This is a genomic window from Halalkalibacter wakoensis JCM 9140 (assembly GCF_000513095.1).
Taxonomy (GTDB): Bacteria; Bacillota; Bacilli; order Bacillales; family Bacillaceae_D; genus Halalkalibacter; species Halalkalibacter wakoensis.
The window spans coordinates 44,327-60,944 of sequence record NZ_BAUT01000015.1; the positions used below are offsets into that span (position 1 = coordinate 44,327).

A 16,618-nucleotide genomic window follows, 5' to 3' on the forward strand; every position below is an offset into this window, starting at 1 on the left:
GTGGAACAGAAGGAAAAGAGGGTTGCCATTATCGGAGGAGGAATAACCGGTTTGGCAGCTGCGCATAAACTTGAAAAAGCTAAAGAAGCAGGCGAGCTAATTTCATACGATTTGTTCGAAAAAGATGAATCCCTTGGAGGGAAAATCAAAACAAAACGTGAAAATGGGTTTTTAATTGAGCTAGGACCTGACTCATATTTAGCTAGAAAAGAAAGTATGACTACGTTAGCAAAACAAGTGGGGATAGATGACATTCTTTTCAATAATACGGGGCAATCTTATGTCTTAAAAGGAAACAGTCTTTTGCCGATTCCAGGTGGAGCGATCATGGGAGTTCCAACAGAGCTGCAACCATTTATCACGACAAGATTGTTATCTCCTATCGGAAAACTAAGAGCAGCAGCCGATTTTGTTTACCCTCGTTTCACGTCAAAAGATGAGGACATCTCATTAGGGCATTTCTTTCGAAGAAGACTTGGAAATGAAGTGGTAGATCGAATGATTGAACCATTGTTGTCAGGAATTTATGCCGGTAATTTAGATAAACTGAGTTTAAAAGCAACTTTTCCAGAGTTCCAAAAAATAGAGCGGCGGTATGGTAGCCTCATTCGTGGTATTAAATCTTCACGCCCTAAGAAGAAGACCAATCAAACGGTTGATGGTCAGACTAGAGGAATGTTTGCCACATTTCGTGGAGGACTAGGTTCTCTTGTCGAAGCCATTGAAGAACAACTAGATCCGAATGCGATTCATAAGAATAGTAAACTGATAAGTATTGACAAAGAAAAGAGTACTTTTCAACTCCATTTCTCAGATGGGGAGGTAAGAGGCTATGACAGTGTCATTGTAACAACACCACCTAATGTTACATCGCAGTTGTTGCATACTTATCCCTACTTTGATTATTTACAAGAAATGGAGTCAACAACGGTTGCAACAGTAGCGATGGCTTTAAAAAAAGAGAATATTATTGAACGCCATGAGGGGACCGGTTTTGTTGTTCCTAAGAATAGCAATTATACCATTACAGCCTGTACGTGGACGCATAAAAAATGGGAGCATTCCACGCCAAGTGGGTATGCATTGCTTCGCGCTTATGTGGGAAGAGCTGGAGACTCAGCGATCGTTTCTCGGTCAGATGAGGAAATTGTAAGTGCTGTGATGCATGACTTGAAGCAATTGATGTCTATTAAAGGAAAACCTGAATTTTTCTATATTCAACGTTGGCAGAAGTCGATGCCACAATACAATGTTGGACATACGTATCGCTTAGCGAAAATAAAGGAAGACATCGCACGAAACCTTCCTGGGCTTTATCTCGCTGGTGCCGGCTATGGTGGAATTGGCTTGCCGGATTGTATTGATCAAGGTGAAAAAGCGGTGGAGCAAATAGTGAATAGTTGAGAAAAAGGATAGACCCACCCCATACGCATAAATATGGGATTGAAATTACATACAAAGCTATTTGATTGAGTGGGTTTATTGACGATGCTGTTGTTTATTTGGGATGATGAAGAACGAATGAATGTAGGTAGGGAGAGAAAGGTCCTTCATAGAACCGATGAAGGACAAAACGAACTCGAGCTACTTCACCAAATATTCCAGGGCTCAAAAAAGCACCGCAAATGCGGTGCTTTTGTTGTGTAAGGTTTAGTAATAGAAATAATATCTTCAGGTAAGGCCCTTCACCTGCTCATACCAACCTTGTAAAATCAATCCTTTAAGAAAAATCATCGTTATACCCCCTTATTTTTAGTTATGCGATTTTCTAGTAATAGAACTTGTGACTTTGTTCATTATGATACTCGTCTAATTTTTGCTGTCTTACTAATTTTTCAAGATCTTTGCCTGTATACTGGCGTTTTTTTATTGTGATAGTAAAAATTAAGAATGTAAATGTCATGTGATCACCTCCCTTATAAAGTAATAAATGATTCTATTAATTCCATTTTTTGGTTATATTTTCAGGCGCAAAAAAACCACAGGACAAACACTCCTGCGGTTTCAATAAATAAAAAAACCACAGGGGTGCGTTCACCTGTGGTTTATAAATCAGCTTAAAATAACTAAACAGAATTAATAAACTTCTAGCTTGAGACTAGTAGGTATTGAACGCAATGCATATGAAGTTAGTTGTGTCTTAGGATGAAATGTTCGGATCATTGTGTTCAACCTCCTTTTCTCAATTTGCTTTCATAAGGAATTATAGCCAATCTTTGGTAATATGTAAACAAGAAAATGAATTTTTTTAGAACTTTTTCTAAAAAAGTTGACAAACGACAAAACCGCCTAAATTAGAATAGGCGGGTTTTGAATACAATTATTGATTTAAAATAGCATCAAGACGAGTGGTATCCACAAATCCAGTTAGGTCAGGATCTTTATCCATAAACTTTAATTCATAAGATGCATCTGCCCAAGCTTGTAATGCATCTGGATGTGTCTCTGTTGTGACAGCCATACGAGTCCAAGCTTTTTCAAGTACAGTTTCCGGTAAACGATTTTGTGTTAAATCAAATAAGTGATCGTTAATGGTTGTTAGTGTATCTTCTGTGTTTTCTTGCGTGTAATCAACGGCCTGTTTATGAGCACGTAAAACAGCGTCGACTGCTTCAGGATTTTCTTCTAGGAACTTGCTAGATGTTACAACGACAACACTTGCTAATTCTTCTCCTAAAAATACATTGTTCCATTCTGTTACAACATTTGCATTAAGCTCTTCTACAAGGAAGGTTCCCCAAGGCTCAGGTGCAGCAGCAGCATCAATTTGTCCTTGCTCAAACATAGCAACCATGTTTGCTGGAGCGATGCGTGATTGGTGTTCTACCGTTCCACCTACACGGTTTGATTCAAGACCAATTTCTTTTAACATCATTTCAAGTTGAACATTGTGAGTGCATCCGTTACCTGGAGTACAGAACGATTTACCACCAAAATCTTCAAGAGTTTCAATGCCAGAATCTTCACGAGAAACGATTAAAGTAGCTCCATTGGCAGCAGCTCCAAGAACAACAATATCTCCACCAGTTAGGAAGTAATTAATTGCAGGACCTGGCCCAACGTACCCAATGTCAAGATTACCGGTTTCAAGTGCTTCAATAAAATCATTTCCATTTGGAAAATGAGTGTATTCAGCACCTCTTTCTCCTAATTCAGCATCAAAATACCCTTTTTCTTTTCCGATAATTGCAGCAGCATGATCAAGATTCGGAAAATATCCAATACGAACATCACTATCTGAATCTGAACCACTTGTGCTACCAGCACCACAAGCTGTTAATGCACCAAGTGCTAACGCAATACTAGTTGCTTTTAACCATTTTTTCATATTTCTCTCTCCTTTTACCTATTTCTCTATTTATTTCGCATATCCCCAACGGCTAAGAACTTTCCGTTCAATTGGATTGAAAATACAATATTCTACAATAAGACCAATGACCGCAATGATAATCATTATGGCAATAACAAGCTCCATGTTAAAGAAATCACGAGCATCAAGAAGTGTCCGTCCTAGACCGCCTCTACCTAAAAGTTCTGCTGCCATTAACGCACGCCAACCAAATGCCCAAGATAAGCGAATCCCTGTTAAAGCGGATGGGATGGAAGCTGGAATCATGACTTTCCAGATCAACTCGTAGCCTTTATATCCCATTGTACGAGCAGCGCGAATTAAGAGTGGCTGTACATTTTTAATCCCCATTCTCACATTCATTGTCATCGGCCACGTTCCGCCAAGAACAATGACAAAAAGGATGGCAGTTGTTCCACCTTGAAACATGACTAATGCTAATGGGAGCCAGACAATGCTTGGTACGGATTGCAAAGCAACAACAAGAGAGCCAAGTGTTTCATCAGCAAGTTTTGAAGTAGCTAATACGATGCCAAGAATAGATCCAATGATAACGGCTAAAGCAAAACCGAGTCCAATTCGACCCAAACTTGTCGTTAGTGCTGCCGTTAAAATCCCTGTTTCAAAGAATCCTTTATACAGTTCAACGAACGAAAGAAGGGGAGAGGGGAACATTCTTGTACCAAAGGCATCAAGTCTATATACGATCTCCCATATCGCGATGAGAGCTGTAAAGAAGAGTAGCCTTCTGACTATGGTAATCATCACCCATTTCCTCCTTCATTACTTTTTCAATTTCACCAGCTAATTGTGTGCTGATTTCTTCTTCTAATTTTGTAAAAGCTTCATCAGATGGCTTTCTTGGGCGCGCTAAAGGAACATCAAACACATTAATAATTCCACCAGGACGAACACCCATTAAAACAATGCGATCGGAAAGTAGAATCGATTCACGAATGTTATGTGTAACAAAAATAATCGTTTTTTTCGTTTGCTCCCAAATATATTGAACTTCTTTATGAAGCATCGAGCGTGTTTGCTCATCTAATGCACCAAATGGCTCATCCATGAGAAGAACTTCAGGGTCCATAGCAAGGGCGCGAGCAATCGAAACGCGCTGTTTCATCCCACCAGATAATTCATGTGGATAGGAATCAATAAATTTGCTAAGGTGAACGAGTTTTAAATAATCAATCGCTCGTTCTCTGGCTTCTTTTTTACTTGTAACGTTTTTTTATCCCAAACATGACGTTCTCTAAAACTGTCATCCAGGGCATAAGGGCAGCTTCTTGGAAAACAACCCCTCTATCGACTCCAGGGCTAGTAACCTTTCGTTCTCCTACAAGTACTGAACCAGCTGTTGCTTGATCAAGACCTGCAATAATGTTTAATAAAGTTGATTTACCACAGCCGGAAGGGCCCAATAATGAAACAAATTCACCTGATTTTACTTGCAAATTAATTTGATCAAACACGGTATACGATGTTTGATCTTCTTTATTTTCAAACGTCTTTCCGACATTGTTTATGTTTACATCAGACATTGAAATCCCTCCTTCTACAAGGAAATTCTTAACAATTCATATCATTTTAGTAGGTTTTAAGTATCATTTTATAAGTATATGAACATCATTTTCATCTGTCAATTGTTTTTTATCATTTCCGAGTATGATACTAAGAATTTGGCATGATAGTGAATAATAAGATTACAATGAAGGAACATGGCTAGTTCTTATAAGTTTGTGGTAAGATAATCCATGTACTAATTGGACGTTTATTAATTTATTATATGGAAAGACAAGGGAGAGACTAAGATGGATAGCCAATTAGATGTATTAAAGGCGCTTAGGCAAACACGTCATGATTGGTTGAACGTTATGCAGTTAATAAAAGGGAATTTGGCACTGAAACGCTATGACAGAATTGATGAAATAATTGATCAAGTAACACAACAGTCGGTATGTGAGAGCAAAATTACCGAAATAAAAGCAGATAGTGTTGTGTATTTTCTTTTAACGTATAATTGGTTCAGCAATAAAGTGAAGCTGGAAATGGATGTTGCAGGTGATGTTTTTTCATTAGAAAAAGATGAAGTTCAATTGCTGCGACTATGTAAGCAAATTACGGAGAAACTAACAGAAGGAAGTTCATCTGAGTCCGAAAATCATTTATTGCTTACTTTTTTATTTACAGATGATGAATGCAAGATTACATTTGATTTTCAGGGGCATTTACATATTGAAGATCAAGAGTGGGATGAAATGTTGGCAGATTCAAATGTAAAGCTAGTTGAACTGGTCGAAAACGAGTGTGTCATTGTTGCTAGTTTTTTGAGAAGTTGAGGTGGAGAGAATGTTTGTAGATAAAGTAAAAGTATATGTAAAAGGTGGAGATGGTGGGAATGGACAAGTTTCCTACCGTAGAGAAAAATATGTTCCAGATGGTGGTCCAGCCGGAGGAGATGGTGGCCGTGGTGCTAGTGTCGTGTTTGAGGTGGAAGAAGGTTTAAGAACGTTAATGGATTTCCGCTATAAAAGGCACTTTAAGGCATCAAGAGGAGAACATGGCCGTCCAAAAAATCAACACGGTAAAAATGCAGAAGACATGATTGTAAAAGTTCCACCAGGTACAACCGTGGTTGATGATGCGACAGGTCAAATTATTGCTGATTTAACAGAGCATGGTCAAAAGGCTGTTATTGCAAAAGGTGGACGAGGTGGAAGAGGAAATACACGTTTTGCCACCCCTGTAAATCCTGCGCCAGATATTGCTGAAAATGGTGAACCTGGGCAAGAGCGCGATGTCGTGCTTGAATTAAAAGTATTGGCTGATGTTGGGTTGGTAGGTTTCCCTAGTGTTGGAAAATCCACTTTGCTTTCAGTTGTTTCTGCAGCAAGACCGAAAATAGCGGATTATCACTTTACAACGATTACCCCAAATTTAGGTGTTGTCGAAACGGAAGATAATCGCAGTTTTGTAATGGCTGATTTACCTGGCTTAATCGAAGGGGCTCACGAAGGAGTAGGCCTTGGCCATCAGTTTTTGAGACATATTGAAAGAACGAGGGTTATTGTTCATGTTATTGATATGTCTGCGTTAGAAGGACGCGATCCTTATGAAGATCTCCTTATGATCAATGAAGAATTAAAACAATATAACCTGCGTTTAATGGAACGACCACAAATTATAGTGGCAAATAAAATGGACATGCCTGAATCGGAAGAGAATTTAAAAGTGTTTAAAGAAAAAGTGAAAGATGAATATCCTATTTTTCCGATTTCAGCGATAACTAAAAAAGGTCTTCGTGATTTGCTCATTACGGTTGCGGATAAAATTGAAGAGACACCTGAATTTCCTCTTTATGAAGAGACGGAAGAGTCAACTCGGGTTATCTATCGCCATGAAAAAGCTCAAGTACCATTTGTGATTACAAGGGATGATGATGGTACGTTCGTCTTATCGGGTGCAGAGCTTGAACGTTTGTTTAAAATGACGGACTTTTCACGTGATGAGTCAGTGAGACGTTTCGCAAGACAAATGCGTGGTATGGGTATTGATGATGCACTCCGTGAACGAGGAGCAAAAGACGGTGACTTAGTCCGAATTATGAAATTCGAATTTGAGTTTATCGACTAACAACATACATTTTTTAGAAAACTGTCTCTTCTAAAGGGACAGTTTTTCGCTGTTAATGGACATTTTTGTGTTGTCAAAAAGTTTTGTCAATTTTATAATGAAACATAGCTCTTCGTTGAAAGAAGGTGAATAAACTATATGACATCAAGAAAACCGTTTTATCTTGTACGGGAAGATATGCTAACAGAAGCAATGGAAAAAACGTTAGCAGCTAAAGAGCTATTGCGATCAGGTAAAGTAAAAAAAATAAATGAGGCTGTTCATCATGTTGGGTTAAGTCGGAGTGCCTTTTATAAATATAAGGATGGAATCTTCCCTTTTCATACAATGGTTAAAGAAAAAATCATCACCCTTTCAATTATATTGGTTGATCGTTCGGGTTCGCTATCACAGTTATTAGGAAAGGTAGCAGAGACAGGAGCCAATGTACTAACGATTAACCAAACAATTCCTCTCCAAGGAAGAGCTCATATGACGCTTACAATAGATATGTCTCCCATGAAACTCGATTTAAATGAGTTGATGGAAGTTCTTGAAAAATTAGAGGCGGTAGAAAAGGTCGAACTAGTTGGAACTGGTTCATAGGAAGGAGCTTGACGAATGAAGATAGGATTTTTAGGACCTAAAGGAACGTTCACAGAAATGGCAGCGCGAGGTCTGTTTGAGAAAGGGGAGTTTCTCCCTTTTCGGACAATCCCTTCCTGTATGGATGCGGTTGCCAATGAGGAAGTCACAGTAGCAGTTGTCCCGATTGAAAACGCAATTGAAGGTTCTGTTAATATGACATTAGATTACCTCATCCATAAACAAAGGCTACCGATTATTGGTGGTATTACAGTACCGATTGAGCAACATTTGCTTGTCCATCCAAATAAAAAAAGTGAGCGTATTGAGAAAGTGGTCTCGCACCCACATGCGATTGCCCAATGTCATGAATTTTTGCAAAAGTATTATCCAAAAGCTGAATGGGAATATATGAATTCGACGGGAGCAGCGGCTGAATATGTAAAGAACAATCCAGATTTATCGATTGCTGCCATTGCGAATGAAATTGCGGCAAAAGAATACGAGCTAGCGCTAGCGCATACAAACATTCATGATTTTGAGAACAATGGAACGAGTTTTGTTGTTTTAAGCAAAGCTACATCACCAGTTGAATTTAAAGGAACCAACTTCATTGAAGAGAAAACAACTTTAATGGTGACACTGCCATCAGACTATTCAGGTGCGTTGCATCAGGTGTTGTCTGCATTTGCTTGGAGGAAGTTAAACTTAAAGAAAATTGAATCACGACCAACGAAAACAGGGTTAGGAAATTACTTTTTCATCATTGATGTTGAAGGAGCAATGGATGAAGTCCTCATTCCAGGTGTTGTTTCGGAAATTGAAGCACTAGGGTGTGGGGTAGAGATTCTAGGGAGTTATCCTTGTTATATGCTAAGTAGGAAAAAAGCGAATGTATAAGCCAAACAACCCTGCCCGAACTTGGCAGGGTTGTTTGGCGAAGGAACCAGAAAGAACTTCTCTGGTTCCGAATCTTTTCACCTGCCCGAACTTGGCAGGGATTATTTTATGAACAGTTTTACTTTTAATGGGGAAGGTGTTCTTCTCATGTTCGTTCCATTGCGCTGTAGCCACTCGCACCCGCAAGGAGGTGCCGAGCCAGAGGTGTCTCGGCCCGACCTCTATTTGAGGCCACTGAAAAAGTGCTCGTTTACTTCGGACTTGAAAGGGAGCTTAGCCCTCGCTCCCGGGATGGGGGACACGCTTTCCGCAGGCGGGCGTTGAACTAACCGGCGGTGCCGGTGGATTTCAACCTGCCCTTCCCTCCTGCAGGAGTCGGCCCCCCATCCCGGGAGCTTTGTTGAGAGGAAATTCCCAGAGAAAACAAAGTCTAATGACGTTTGCAGATGAATTAGAGAGCATAGGAAAAAGCATCAGACTTATCATCACCTGGTTGTATTTCTGTTTGAACATAATACTGCCGTTTATTCTTGGCGGTATTTCAAACTAGTGATCTCTGATGTGGAAGTTAACCCACAAATTGCTAAATCCAATCGTTAAAGAGAAAATGAAAGTGTTAAAAGAAATCGTAGAAGATTAAAAGTAACAAGTTAAAGATAAGTAAAAGTAACAAAAGTAACCCTAGCAGGGGAATGACACGGAGGCTCCTGCGGGACCAGTGACCCACGTGTGAGACCCTGGAGGCTCACCGGGCACCCGCGGAAAGCGGAGTGTCATTCCCCTGCGGCTGATTACTCGTTAACTCGTGTATGAAAATTGCTATTCTGCAAGTTTAGTGTCTATATGAACGTTCCATTACGCTGCAGCACTTGCGCTTTAGGAAAGCAGTCATTATAAAGCCCTGGGTGATCAATCTTGTAAGATAAACCCGCTGTCGGTTAATGCTTGTACGGCTGCTTCTAGTTTCGATGGATGGTCCGCTTCGATGACATGAAGGTGAACGCCGTCGGTTAGTTCTGATAATAAAGAAGAATTGGTTTGTTCTACTTTTTGACAAAAAGCTTCTACATCGAGCCTAGTTGAAAGCATTAAGGATGCGGTTATTTCTCCGTAAATAGCATGTTCTACGATGACTTGTTGGATCGTTACTCCATGATCGACAAGGATGAATAATTCTTGCTTAGTTTCAGCAGGAGCGTGCTTGCATGCAATAATTTTTGTTACTTTCGGTGCGGGTGTCTGGTTCACATACATATACCCTTGGGCAGTGGCAATGATCGGGTGTTTTTTTGCTTTTAGAATTGAAATGTCTTGGACAATAACTTGTCTGCTAACGTTGGATCGTTTTGCCAACTCTCCTCCAGTAATAGGCTCATCGCTTCTTAAAAGCCAATCGATGATCAATTCTCTTCTTTGGTCTCCTAATAATTTCTTACCTTCAATCACAAATATCAGACTCCTTTAAGATCCTTCAAAATTTGCTTGAACGTGTTGATAAACATTCGAACTTCCTCCTCTGTCGTCCAACGTCCGAGTGTGATCCGGATAAGTTCATGCGCCTCGTGTTGTTTGCGACCAATACTTATTAATGTCCGGGGGGGTTCACTTTCTCCGACTCGACATGCAGATCCAGTAGAAATCGCAAATCCTTTTCGATTAAGCTCAAGCATGACCAGTTGTCCTTCTATTCCTTTGACACGAATCGCTAAATGAAAGGGAAGACGCTTTTTGGGGTGTCCTTCAAAGAAAAGGTTATCGTGTTCTTTGAACTCCTCTTCAATCATTTCTCTAAGAGTGCCTAAACGTTTCATTTCTGCTCCCGCAAGTGGGGTATATTCTTCAACCCCAGCCGCAAACGCTGCGATTCCTGGTACATCTACGGTTCCAGGTCTAAACCCAAATTCATGAGTCGTACCATGAAAAAAAGATGTCCAAGGAATTTTTTTTGATAAGTAGGTAGCTCCTACACCTTTTGGTCCGTAACATTTATGGGCTGTCACACTAGCACTTGCTAGCAAATGGATGGGGATTTCCATCTTTCCAAAAGTCTGAACACAATCACTATGAAACAAAATATCAAGCTCAGCCAACAACGTCCCTAGTGCTGTTAAGTCTTGAATGGTACCAATCTCACTATTAGCGTGTGCAATCGAAACGAGAATGGTGTCGGGTGTAATCGTTGCTTTTAAGTTATCTATTGTTACTTGGCCATACTCATTAACAGGTACATATAAAATGGTGAACCCAAATTGTTTTAAATAATTTAGAGCTTGTATAACAGAATGATGTTCCCCTTCAGTTGTAATAATCGTTGTTCCTTTCTGTTTCATGGAAAAAGCTAGGCCTGTTAGTGCTAAAAACGTTGCCTCTGATCCGGAACCTGTAAAGTAAACCTCATTCGTATGAGCGTTTAAGATATTTGCAATCGTTTGACGACTCAATGTAAGAATGTCGTCACTTTGTAATCCGAGATTATGGAGACTACGACTATTCGCGAAAAAATCCTTTGCGACTCGGTTATACGTTTCAAGAGCAACAGGTGACATGGGGGTTGTTGCACTATAATCAAAATAGATCATGAGGATGGCCTCCTTTCTACCCAATATTTCCCTATTAAATCAAAAAAAAGCGCTTGTCACAACTCTTATTTTATGTAAAGATAGGTGACAAGACAACTGTAAATTATATGGGGGAATGGAGATGGCTATGAAGACGGTTGATGTTATTATCGTCGGTAGTGGAATAGCGGGCCTCATGACAGCACATTTATTAGCTGATCATATGAATGTGATGCTTATCACAAAGTCAGGTCTTCGTACAAGTAACTCTAGCTGTGCTCAAGGAGGCATGGCAGCAGCTCTTAGTTCGGATGATGATTGGAAAATTCATTTAGCTGATACATTAAACGCAGGACAACATCACCATAATGAAAGCCATGCAGAAATGTTAGTGAAGAGAGCACCTGCTATCGTTCATTTATTAGCGCATCTCGGAGTACCTTTTGATAAAAATGAGGACGGCTCACTTATATTAGGAATGGAAGGGGCACATCAAAAAAGGCGGATTGTTCATGTTAATGGAGATAAGACCGGGCAAGCTTTTACCGAAGCATTAATAAATGTTGTGAAGGAACGTATAGCCATACTTGAACACACACTCGTAACGACACTTTTAGAAAAAAATAACCAAGTAATCGGTGTGCAGACAAATACCGGTCGTTTTTATGCTAAATCTATCGTTCTAGCAACAGGAGGACTAGGGCAATTGTATGAACATACGTCTAACGTTGAGGAATCAACTGGCGATGGTTATGCTCTTGCTTATCGCGTAGGAGCAGTCCTAAAGGATATGGAATTCATCCAATTTCATCCTACATTACTAAAAAGGGATACGAAAACATTTGGGTTAATCAGTGAAGCTGTTCGTGGAGAAGGGGCAAAGTTAGTAACAAACTCTGGTGAAAGACTAATGGATCACTATCCATTGAAGGAGCTAGAAGCGAGGGATGTTGTAAGCAGAGAAATTCATAGAGTTTTACAAGAGGGGAATGAAATTTATCTAGACTGTCGTAACATTGATGAATTTACTAAGCGTTTTCCAGGTTTGGCGGAGCGGTGTGTACAGGCTGGGATCAATCCAGAAATCACTCCTCTGTCTGTTGTTCCAGGAGCCCACTTTGCTAGTGGAGGAATTGAGACAGATAAAAACGGCTGTACTTCTGTATTGGGTTTGTATGCAATTGGAGAGGTCGCTTGTACTGGAGTTCATGGTGCAAATCGGTTGGCCAGTAATTCTTTATTAGAAGGCTTCGTTTTCGCTGAAAAGGTTGCTGCGCATATTCTGAATGACGATAAGGTATGGCAAGCACTTCCACCAAAGAGGGATATAGAGGATATCGAATGGAAGGTTCCTGAGACGTTTCCTTCAAAAAAAGAAATCCAAATAAATATGACGAAGTATGTTGGAATCGAGCGTGACCAAAAAGGTCTGAATGAAATGAAAAAATGGTTAGAACCATATAGGCTAATGTCATCACAGATCTGTCAAACGGATTCGCAGTCAATCATCGAACGTAAAAATATGATACTCGTCGCGTGCCTCATTACGGAAGCTGCTTTTCAAAGAATGGAAAGTAGAGGGGGACATTATCGTAAAGATTTTCCTGAAAGGGACGATCATTATTGGTTGGGCAAACAAATTACGTTGTCGTTAGAAACGGGTCCAACTGTCACTGAAATTGAAAAAAATTCCTTATTGCTAGAGAAGATTTAGGGGGAGAAGGAATGAATACATTACTCGTAAAAAAGCATTTAGAACATTTTTTGATTGAAGACCTTGGAGAGCTTGATGCTTCAAGTGAATCAGCCATTTCAAAAGAAGCTTATGGGAAGGCTCGAATTATCGCTAAGGCAAATGGAATAATGGCTGGCGGGGAATTGTGGTCCATTGGTTATGAGCTCTTAGACCCGACAATCTCCGTTAACGTACTTGTACAGGAAGGTGAAGCCTTTCAAAAGGGAGATACGATCGCTTTGCTAGAAGGGAAAATTATTGCGTTATTAGCTGGAGAACGTGTACTGCTCAATTTAGTGCAAAGGATGTCAGGGATTGCAACGATGACACATACTGCAATCAACGTGCTTGGGGATGAGCAAATTCGCATTTGTGATACAAGAAAAACGACGCCAGGTTTAAGAATGTTTGAAAAATACGCCGTACGCTGTGGCGGTGGGTTTAATCACCGACGTGGCTTGAGTGATGCTGTTATGTTGAAAGAAAATCATTTACTTGCATGTGGAGGAATCAAATCAGCAGTTGCAACTGTTCGAAGCAATGTTGGTCATATGGTGAAAATTGAAGTAGAAACAACGAATGAAGAAGAAGTGATCGAAGCCGTAGAAGCAAATGCAGATGTCATCATGTTTGATAATGCAACTCCAGAAGAGGTAAAACGTTATAGGGCGATTGTGCCAGAATCCATCATTACTGAGGCATCTGGTGGAATTACACTTGATAACTTGGCTTCCTATAGAAATACCGGTGTTCATTATATTTCACTTGGTTGTTTAACTCATTCAGTAAAGGCAACAGATTTGAGCTTTTTATTAGAGGAGGAACGTTCATGAGTTTTTTAGAAAAAATCGCCACTTTGGATCGCTTACCAGAGCATTATCAAAACATGAGTATAGAAGAAAAGAAAGAGAGAATCCGTCAGATAAAGCAACAATTGGGGAATCGTTTGTTTATCACAGGTCATCATTATCAACGTGATGAAGTAATTGAGTTCGCTGATGCCACTGGTGATTCATTACAACTAGCTCAATTATCAAAAGCGAATCGAGAAGCTGAATATATTGTGTTTTGTGGAGTTCACTTTATGGCTGAAACAGCTGATATGCTCACAGAAGATCATCAGCATGTCATATTGCCAGACTTAAAAGCGGGCTGTTCTATGGCTGATATGGCCGACATTGACCAAACAGAGCATGCATGGATTGAGCTTCAGAAGGTATATGGAGATACAATTTTGCCTTTAACATACGTAAATAGTACGGCAGCCATAAAAGCTTTTTGTGGAAGAAATGGAGGGGCAACAGTTACTTCATCAAATGCGAAAGCGATGGTTCAATGGGCATTTACTCAAAAACAACGCTTGTTGTTTTTGCCAGATCAACATTTGGGACGGAATACGGCTTATGAATTAGGCATTCCGTTAAAGGAGATGGCCATCTGGGATCCAATTGCAAGAGAACTTATTTGTGAGGGACCTATCGAAGATGTAAAAGTGATCCTATGGAAAGGTCATTGCTCAGTACATGAAAAATTCACAGTTGCGCAAATTGATCAACTTAGAAACACTTCTCCCAAAACAAACATTATTGTTCATCCAGAATGTACATTTGATGTCGTACAAGCAGCAGATTTAAATGGATCAACACACTATATTATCGAGACGATTAAAAACGCACCAGCAGGAACGTCTTGGGCCGTTGGTACAGAAATGAATCTCGTTAATCGATTGGCTCAGCAATTTCCTGATAAAGACGTATTCTCATTAAATTCAACCATGTGTCCTTGTTTAACGATGAATCGAATTGATTTAGATCATTTATTATGGTCGTTAGAAGAAATTGTTGAAGGCAGGCTTCACTATCCAATAACAGTTGATAAACAGACAACAGATGAAGGGAATTTGGCTCTGAAGCGAATGCTTGAACGAGTATAAAATAAGAGGGGTGTGAAAAAGGGAGAGTATTCTTACCTTTTTTCACACCCCTCATGTTTTTCTATAATGGATAGGCATAAACCTATTTTTTCCGACATAAGCTGTGCTGAGATCATTGAAATATTAGGGTTTCTTCCATTTTTTATTCTGTTCCATAGGTGAAGTTTCGTGTCATTTCGCCTACAACGACATACGATGTAATGAACGGTAAGAGGAGGGAATGAAAACGTGAAAATTCATATTGTCCAGAAAGGTGACACACTTTGGAAGTTAGCTGAAAAGTACGGGGTTGATTTTGAACAATTAAAAGCTGCCAATACTCAATTATCCAATCCTGATATGATTATGCCAGGTATGAAAATAAAGGTGCCTACGGGCAGTGTACCTGTCAAAAAGGAAGCGCAGGTACAACAAGTACAAATGAAAGAGCAGCCGAAAAAAGAAGCTCCTAAACCTGTTCAAAAGAAAGAAGTACAAAAGCCAGCACCAATGCCGATGCCACAAATGCCAGCTATGCCACAACAAATGGTGCAGCCTAAACAGAAAACAAAAGTGGACTATAATACGTATGAAACAAATATTAACTTTTATCAACCACAGGTAAAAGCTAAAAAGGAAATGCCAGCCGTTCAAAAGCCACCTGTGAAGAAAAAAGTTGAACCGAAAAAAGAAATGGTTAAACCAAAAGAGCAACCGGTTAAAGCAAAACATGACATGAAACCGAAGCATTATGCTCCAAAACAACATCAAGCTCCTAAACCACCAATGCAACAACCAGTCGTGCAACCACAAATGTACCAGCCAAAACAAATGCCATGCCCGCCGATGCAACCGGTAAGTCCATTAATGCCAGGATGTGGGCCGTCTTTCCCACAAACAGGACCATATGCGCAACCGTCTATGCAACCTTATCATCATCAACACATGCCAATGGCGCCTGTTCAAGAACCAATGCCTTATTATCCTGAACAGTCTTATCAGCAACCTAGCTCGGGACCAATGCCATTTTATCCTAATCAACAACCGATGCAACAACCGATGCAACAACCGATGCAACAACCAATGCAACAACCAATGCAACAACCAATGCAACACAACCAGATGCACCAACCTTTTGCAGGTCCATCAAAGGATTGTTGTGGCCCAACTCAACCAATTATGTATGGTCCAAATGGTCAAATGATGCCTTTTCAAGATAACCTGCAGCAACCATTTATGCAAGGGTATCATGAGACAGACGATTATGACGATTAATGCATGTAAGCCTCACTGTGAGAAAATCACTGTGGGGCTTTTTAATGTTCATCCTAATTTAGGTTGGAACACTAACCAAGATGTAACAGTGTAAAGCTTGCTCTGATTAGCCAAGATAATTGGTGAAAGGGGGAATTAAAAAATGAAAAAAATCGCAATGTCAGTCGCAACAGCAACAATGCTATTAGGTGGACTAGCTGGTTGTGGAGTTGATAACCAAGCTACAGACATGGGTGCAAATCAACAAACAGGCATCCAAGCGCAAGATATGCGTGGTGGAGGAGCTATTGATGGACGTCATCGTGGAGAAGGTCCAATTACAGATATGATGACGCCAGATCATCATCGTGGCGGTACAATTGGTCAAAGGACAACACGTGGTCAGAGTCCAGAAGGAACAATGACAGGTCGCGGGGCAACTGGCCAAACACAACTTATGAATAGAGATGCAGGTCATCGTGGTGGATTGTTTGGAACGCAAGGAGCTGGACAGACAGGAACTGGTGGTGGATTGTTCGGAACGCAAGGAGCTGGACAGACAGGAACTGGTGGTGGATTGTTTGGAACGCAAGGAACTGGACAAACAGGAACTGGTGGTGGATTGTTCGGTACACAAGGAGCTGGACAAGCTGGAACCCAAGGTGCAGGTCGAAATGCAACACCAAATGGATTACTTGATGGCTCTGCTC

At 40.3% G+C, this 16,618-nt stretch carries 14 protein-coding genes and 1 pseudogene; 9 read left to right on the plus strand and 6 right to left on the minus strand.

What is annotated here, in order from left to right:
• The gene (gene hemY, locus JCM9140_RS08485; RefSeq protein WP_034744966.1) at positions 1–1,404 is read left to right on the plus strand and encodes a protoporphyrinogen oxidase; all 1,404 of its coding nucleotides are present in this window, start codon (positions 1–3) and stop codon (positions 1,402–1,404) included.
• A 364-nt stretch (positions 1,405–1,768) separates the two neighbouring features.
• Here hemY and JCM9140_RS23100 read toward each other — a convergent pair whose 3' ends face one another.
• The 4 genes and pseudogenes from JCM9140_RS23100 to JCM9140_RS08500 form a co-directional block, all read right to left on the minus strand.
• Positions 1,769–1,903, minus strand: coding sequence for a YrzI family small protein (locus tag JCM9140_RS23100; RefSeq protein WP_081727625.1), 135 nt, complete (start codon positions 1,901–1,903; stop codon positions 1,769–1,771).
• Between the two features lie 417 nt (positions 1,904–2,320).
• On the minus strand, positions 2,321–3,328 hold the full coding sequence (locus JCM9140_RS08490; protein WP_034744968.1) for an aliphatic sulfonate ABC transporter substrate-binding protein: 1,008 nt from the start codon (positions 3,326–3,328) through the stop codon (positions 2,321–2,323).
• Positions 3,329–3,358: 30 nt separating this feature from the next.
• Positions 3,359–4,114 carry an ABC transporter permease gene (locus tag JCM9140_RS08495; protein ID WP_034744970.1) on the minus strand — a complete coding sequence of 252 codons (756 nt, stop codon included), beginning with the start codon at positions 4,112–4,114 and terminating at the stop codon, positions 3,359–3,361.
• Positions 4,047–4,893: pseudogene (locus JCM9140_RS08500) on the minus strand (ABC transporter ATP-binding protein). Before JCM9140_RS08500 ends, JCM9140_RS08495 begins: the two are co-directional and overlap by 68 nt.
• A gap of 270 nt (positions 4,894–5,163) precedes the next feature.
• On the opposite strand from JCM9140_RS08500, the gene JCM9140_RS22430 reads away from it, so the two are divergent.
• From JCM9140_RS22430 to pheA, 4 genes are all read left to right on the plus strand, one after another.
• On the plus strand, positions 5,164–5,691 hold the full coding sequence (locus JCM9140_RS22430) for a Spo0B C-terminal domain-containing protein (protein WP_052002143.1): 528 nt from the start codon (positions 5,164–5,166) through the stop codon (positions 5,689–5,691).
• Positions 5,692–5,701: 10 nt separating this feature from the next.
• Positions 5,702–6,985 (plus strand): GTPase ObgE, encoded by a 1,284-nt coding sequence (gene obgE / locus JCM9140_RS08510; RefSeq protein ID WP_034744972.1) that lies wholly within the window; start codon positions 5,702–5,704, stop codon positions 6,983–6,985.
• Positions 6,986–7,123: 138 nt separating this feature from the next.
• On the plus strand, positions 7,124–7,570 hold the full coding sequence (thrR, locus tag JCM9140_RS08515; protein ID WP_034744974.1) for a transcriptional regulator ThrR: 447 nt from the start codon (positions 7,124–7,126) through the stop codon (positions 7,568–7,570).
• A gap of 15 nt (positions 7,571–7,585) precedes the next feature.
• On the plus strand, positions 7,586–8,449 hold the full coding sequence (gene pheA / locus JCM9140_RS08520; protein ID WP_034744976.1) for a prephenate dehydratase: 864 nt from the start codon (positions 7,586–7,588) through the stop codon (positions 8,447–8,449).
• Positions 8,450–9,358: 909 nt separating this feature from the next.
• Here pheA and JCM9140_RS08525 read toward each other — a convergent pair.
• The gene (locus JCM9140_RS08525) at positions 9,359–9,895 is read right to left on the minus strand and encodes a transcription repressor NadR (RefSeq protein WP_034744978.1); all 537 of its coding nucleotides are present in this window, start codon (positions 9,893–9,895) and stop codon (positions 9,359–9,361) included.
• A 5-nt stretch (positions 9,896–9,900) separates the two neighbouring features.
• Positions 9,901–11,028 carry a cysteine desulfurase family protein gene (locus tag JCM9140_RS08530; protein WP_034744980.1) on the minus strand — a complete coding sequence of 376 codons (1,128 nt, stop codon included), beginning with the start codon at positions 11,026–11,028 and terminating at the stop codon, positions 9,901–9,903.
• A gap of 121 nt (positions 11,029–11,149) precedes the next feature.
• On the opposite strand from JCM9140_RS08530, the gene nadB reads away from it, so the two are divergent.
• From nadB to safA, 4 genes are all read left to right on the plus strand, one after another.
• Positions 11,150–12,721, plus strand: coding sequence for an L-aspartate oxidase (gene nadB, locus JCM9140_RS08535; protein ID WP_052002144.1), 1,572 nt, complete (start codon positions 11,150–11,152; stop codon positions 12,719–12,721).
• Positions 12,722–12,732: 11 nt separating this feature from the next.
• Complete coding sequence (nadC, locus tag JCM9140_RS08540) at positions 12,733–13,575, plus strand: carboxylating nicotinate-nucleotide diphosphorylase (RefSeq protein ID WP_034744982.1); 843 nt, start codon at positions 12,733–12,735, stop codon at positions 13,573–13,575.
• Positions 13,572–14,675, plus strand: coding sequence for a quinolinate synthase NadA (nadA, locus tag JCM9140_RS08545; protein ID WP_034744984.1), 1,104 nt, complete (start codon positions 13,572–13,574; stop codon positions 14,673–14,675). The genes nadC and nadA overlap by 4 nt, the downstream gene beginning before the upstream one ends.
• Before the next feature lie 228 nt (positions 14,676–14,903).
• On the plus strand, positions 14,904–15,929 hold the full coding sequence (gene safA, locus JCM9140_RS22435; RefSeq protein WP_052002145.1) for a SafA/ExsA family spore coat assembly protein: 1,026 nt from the start codon (positions 14,904–14,906) through the stop codon (positions 15,927–15,929).
• Positions 15,930–16,618: the final 689 nt, after the last annotated feature.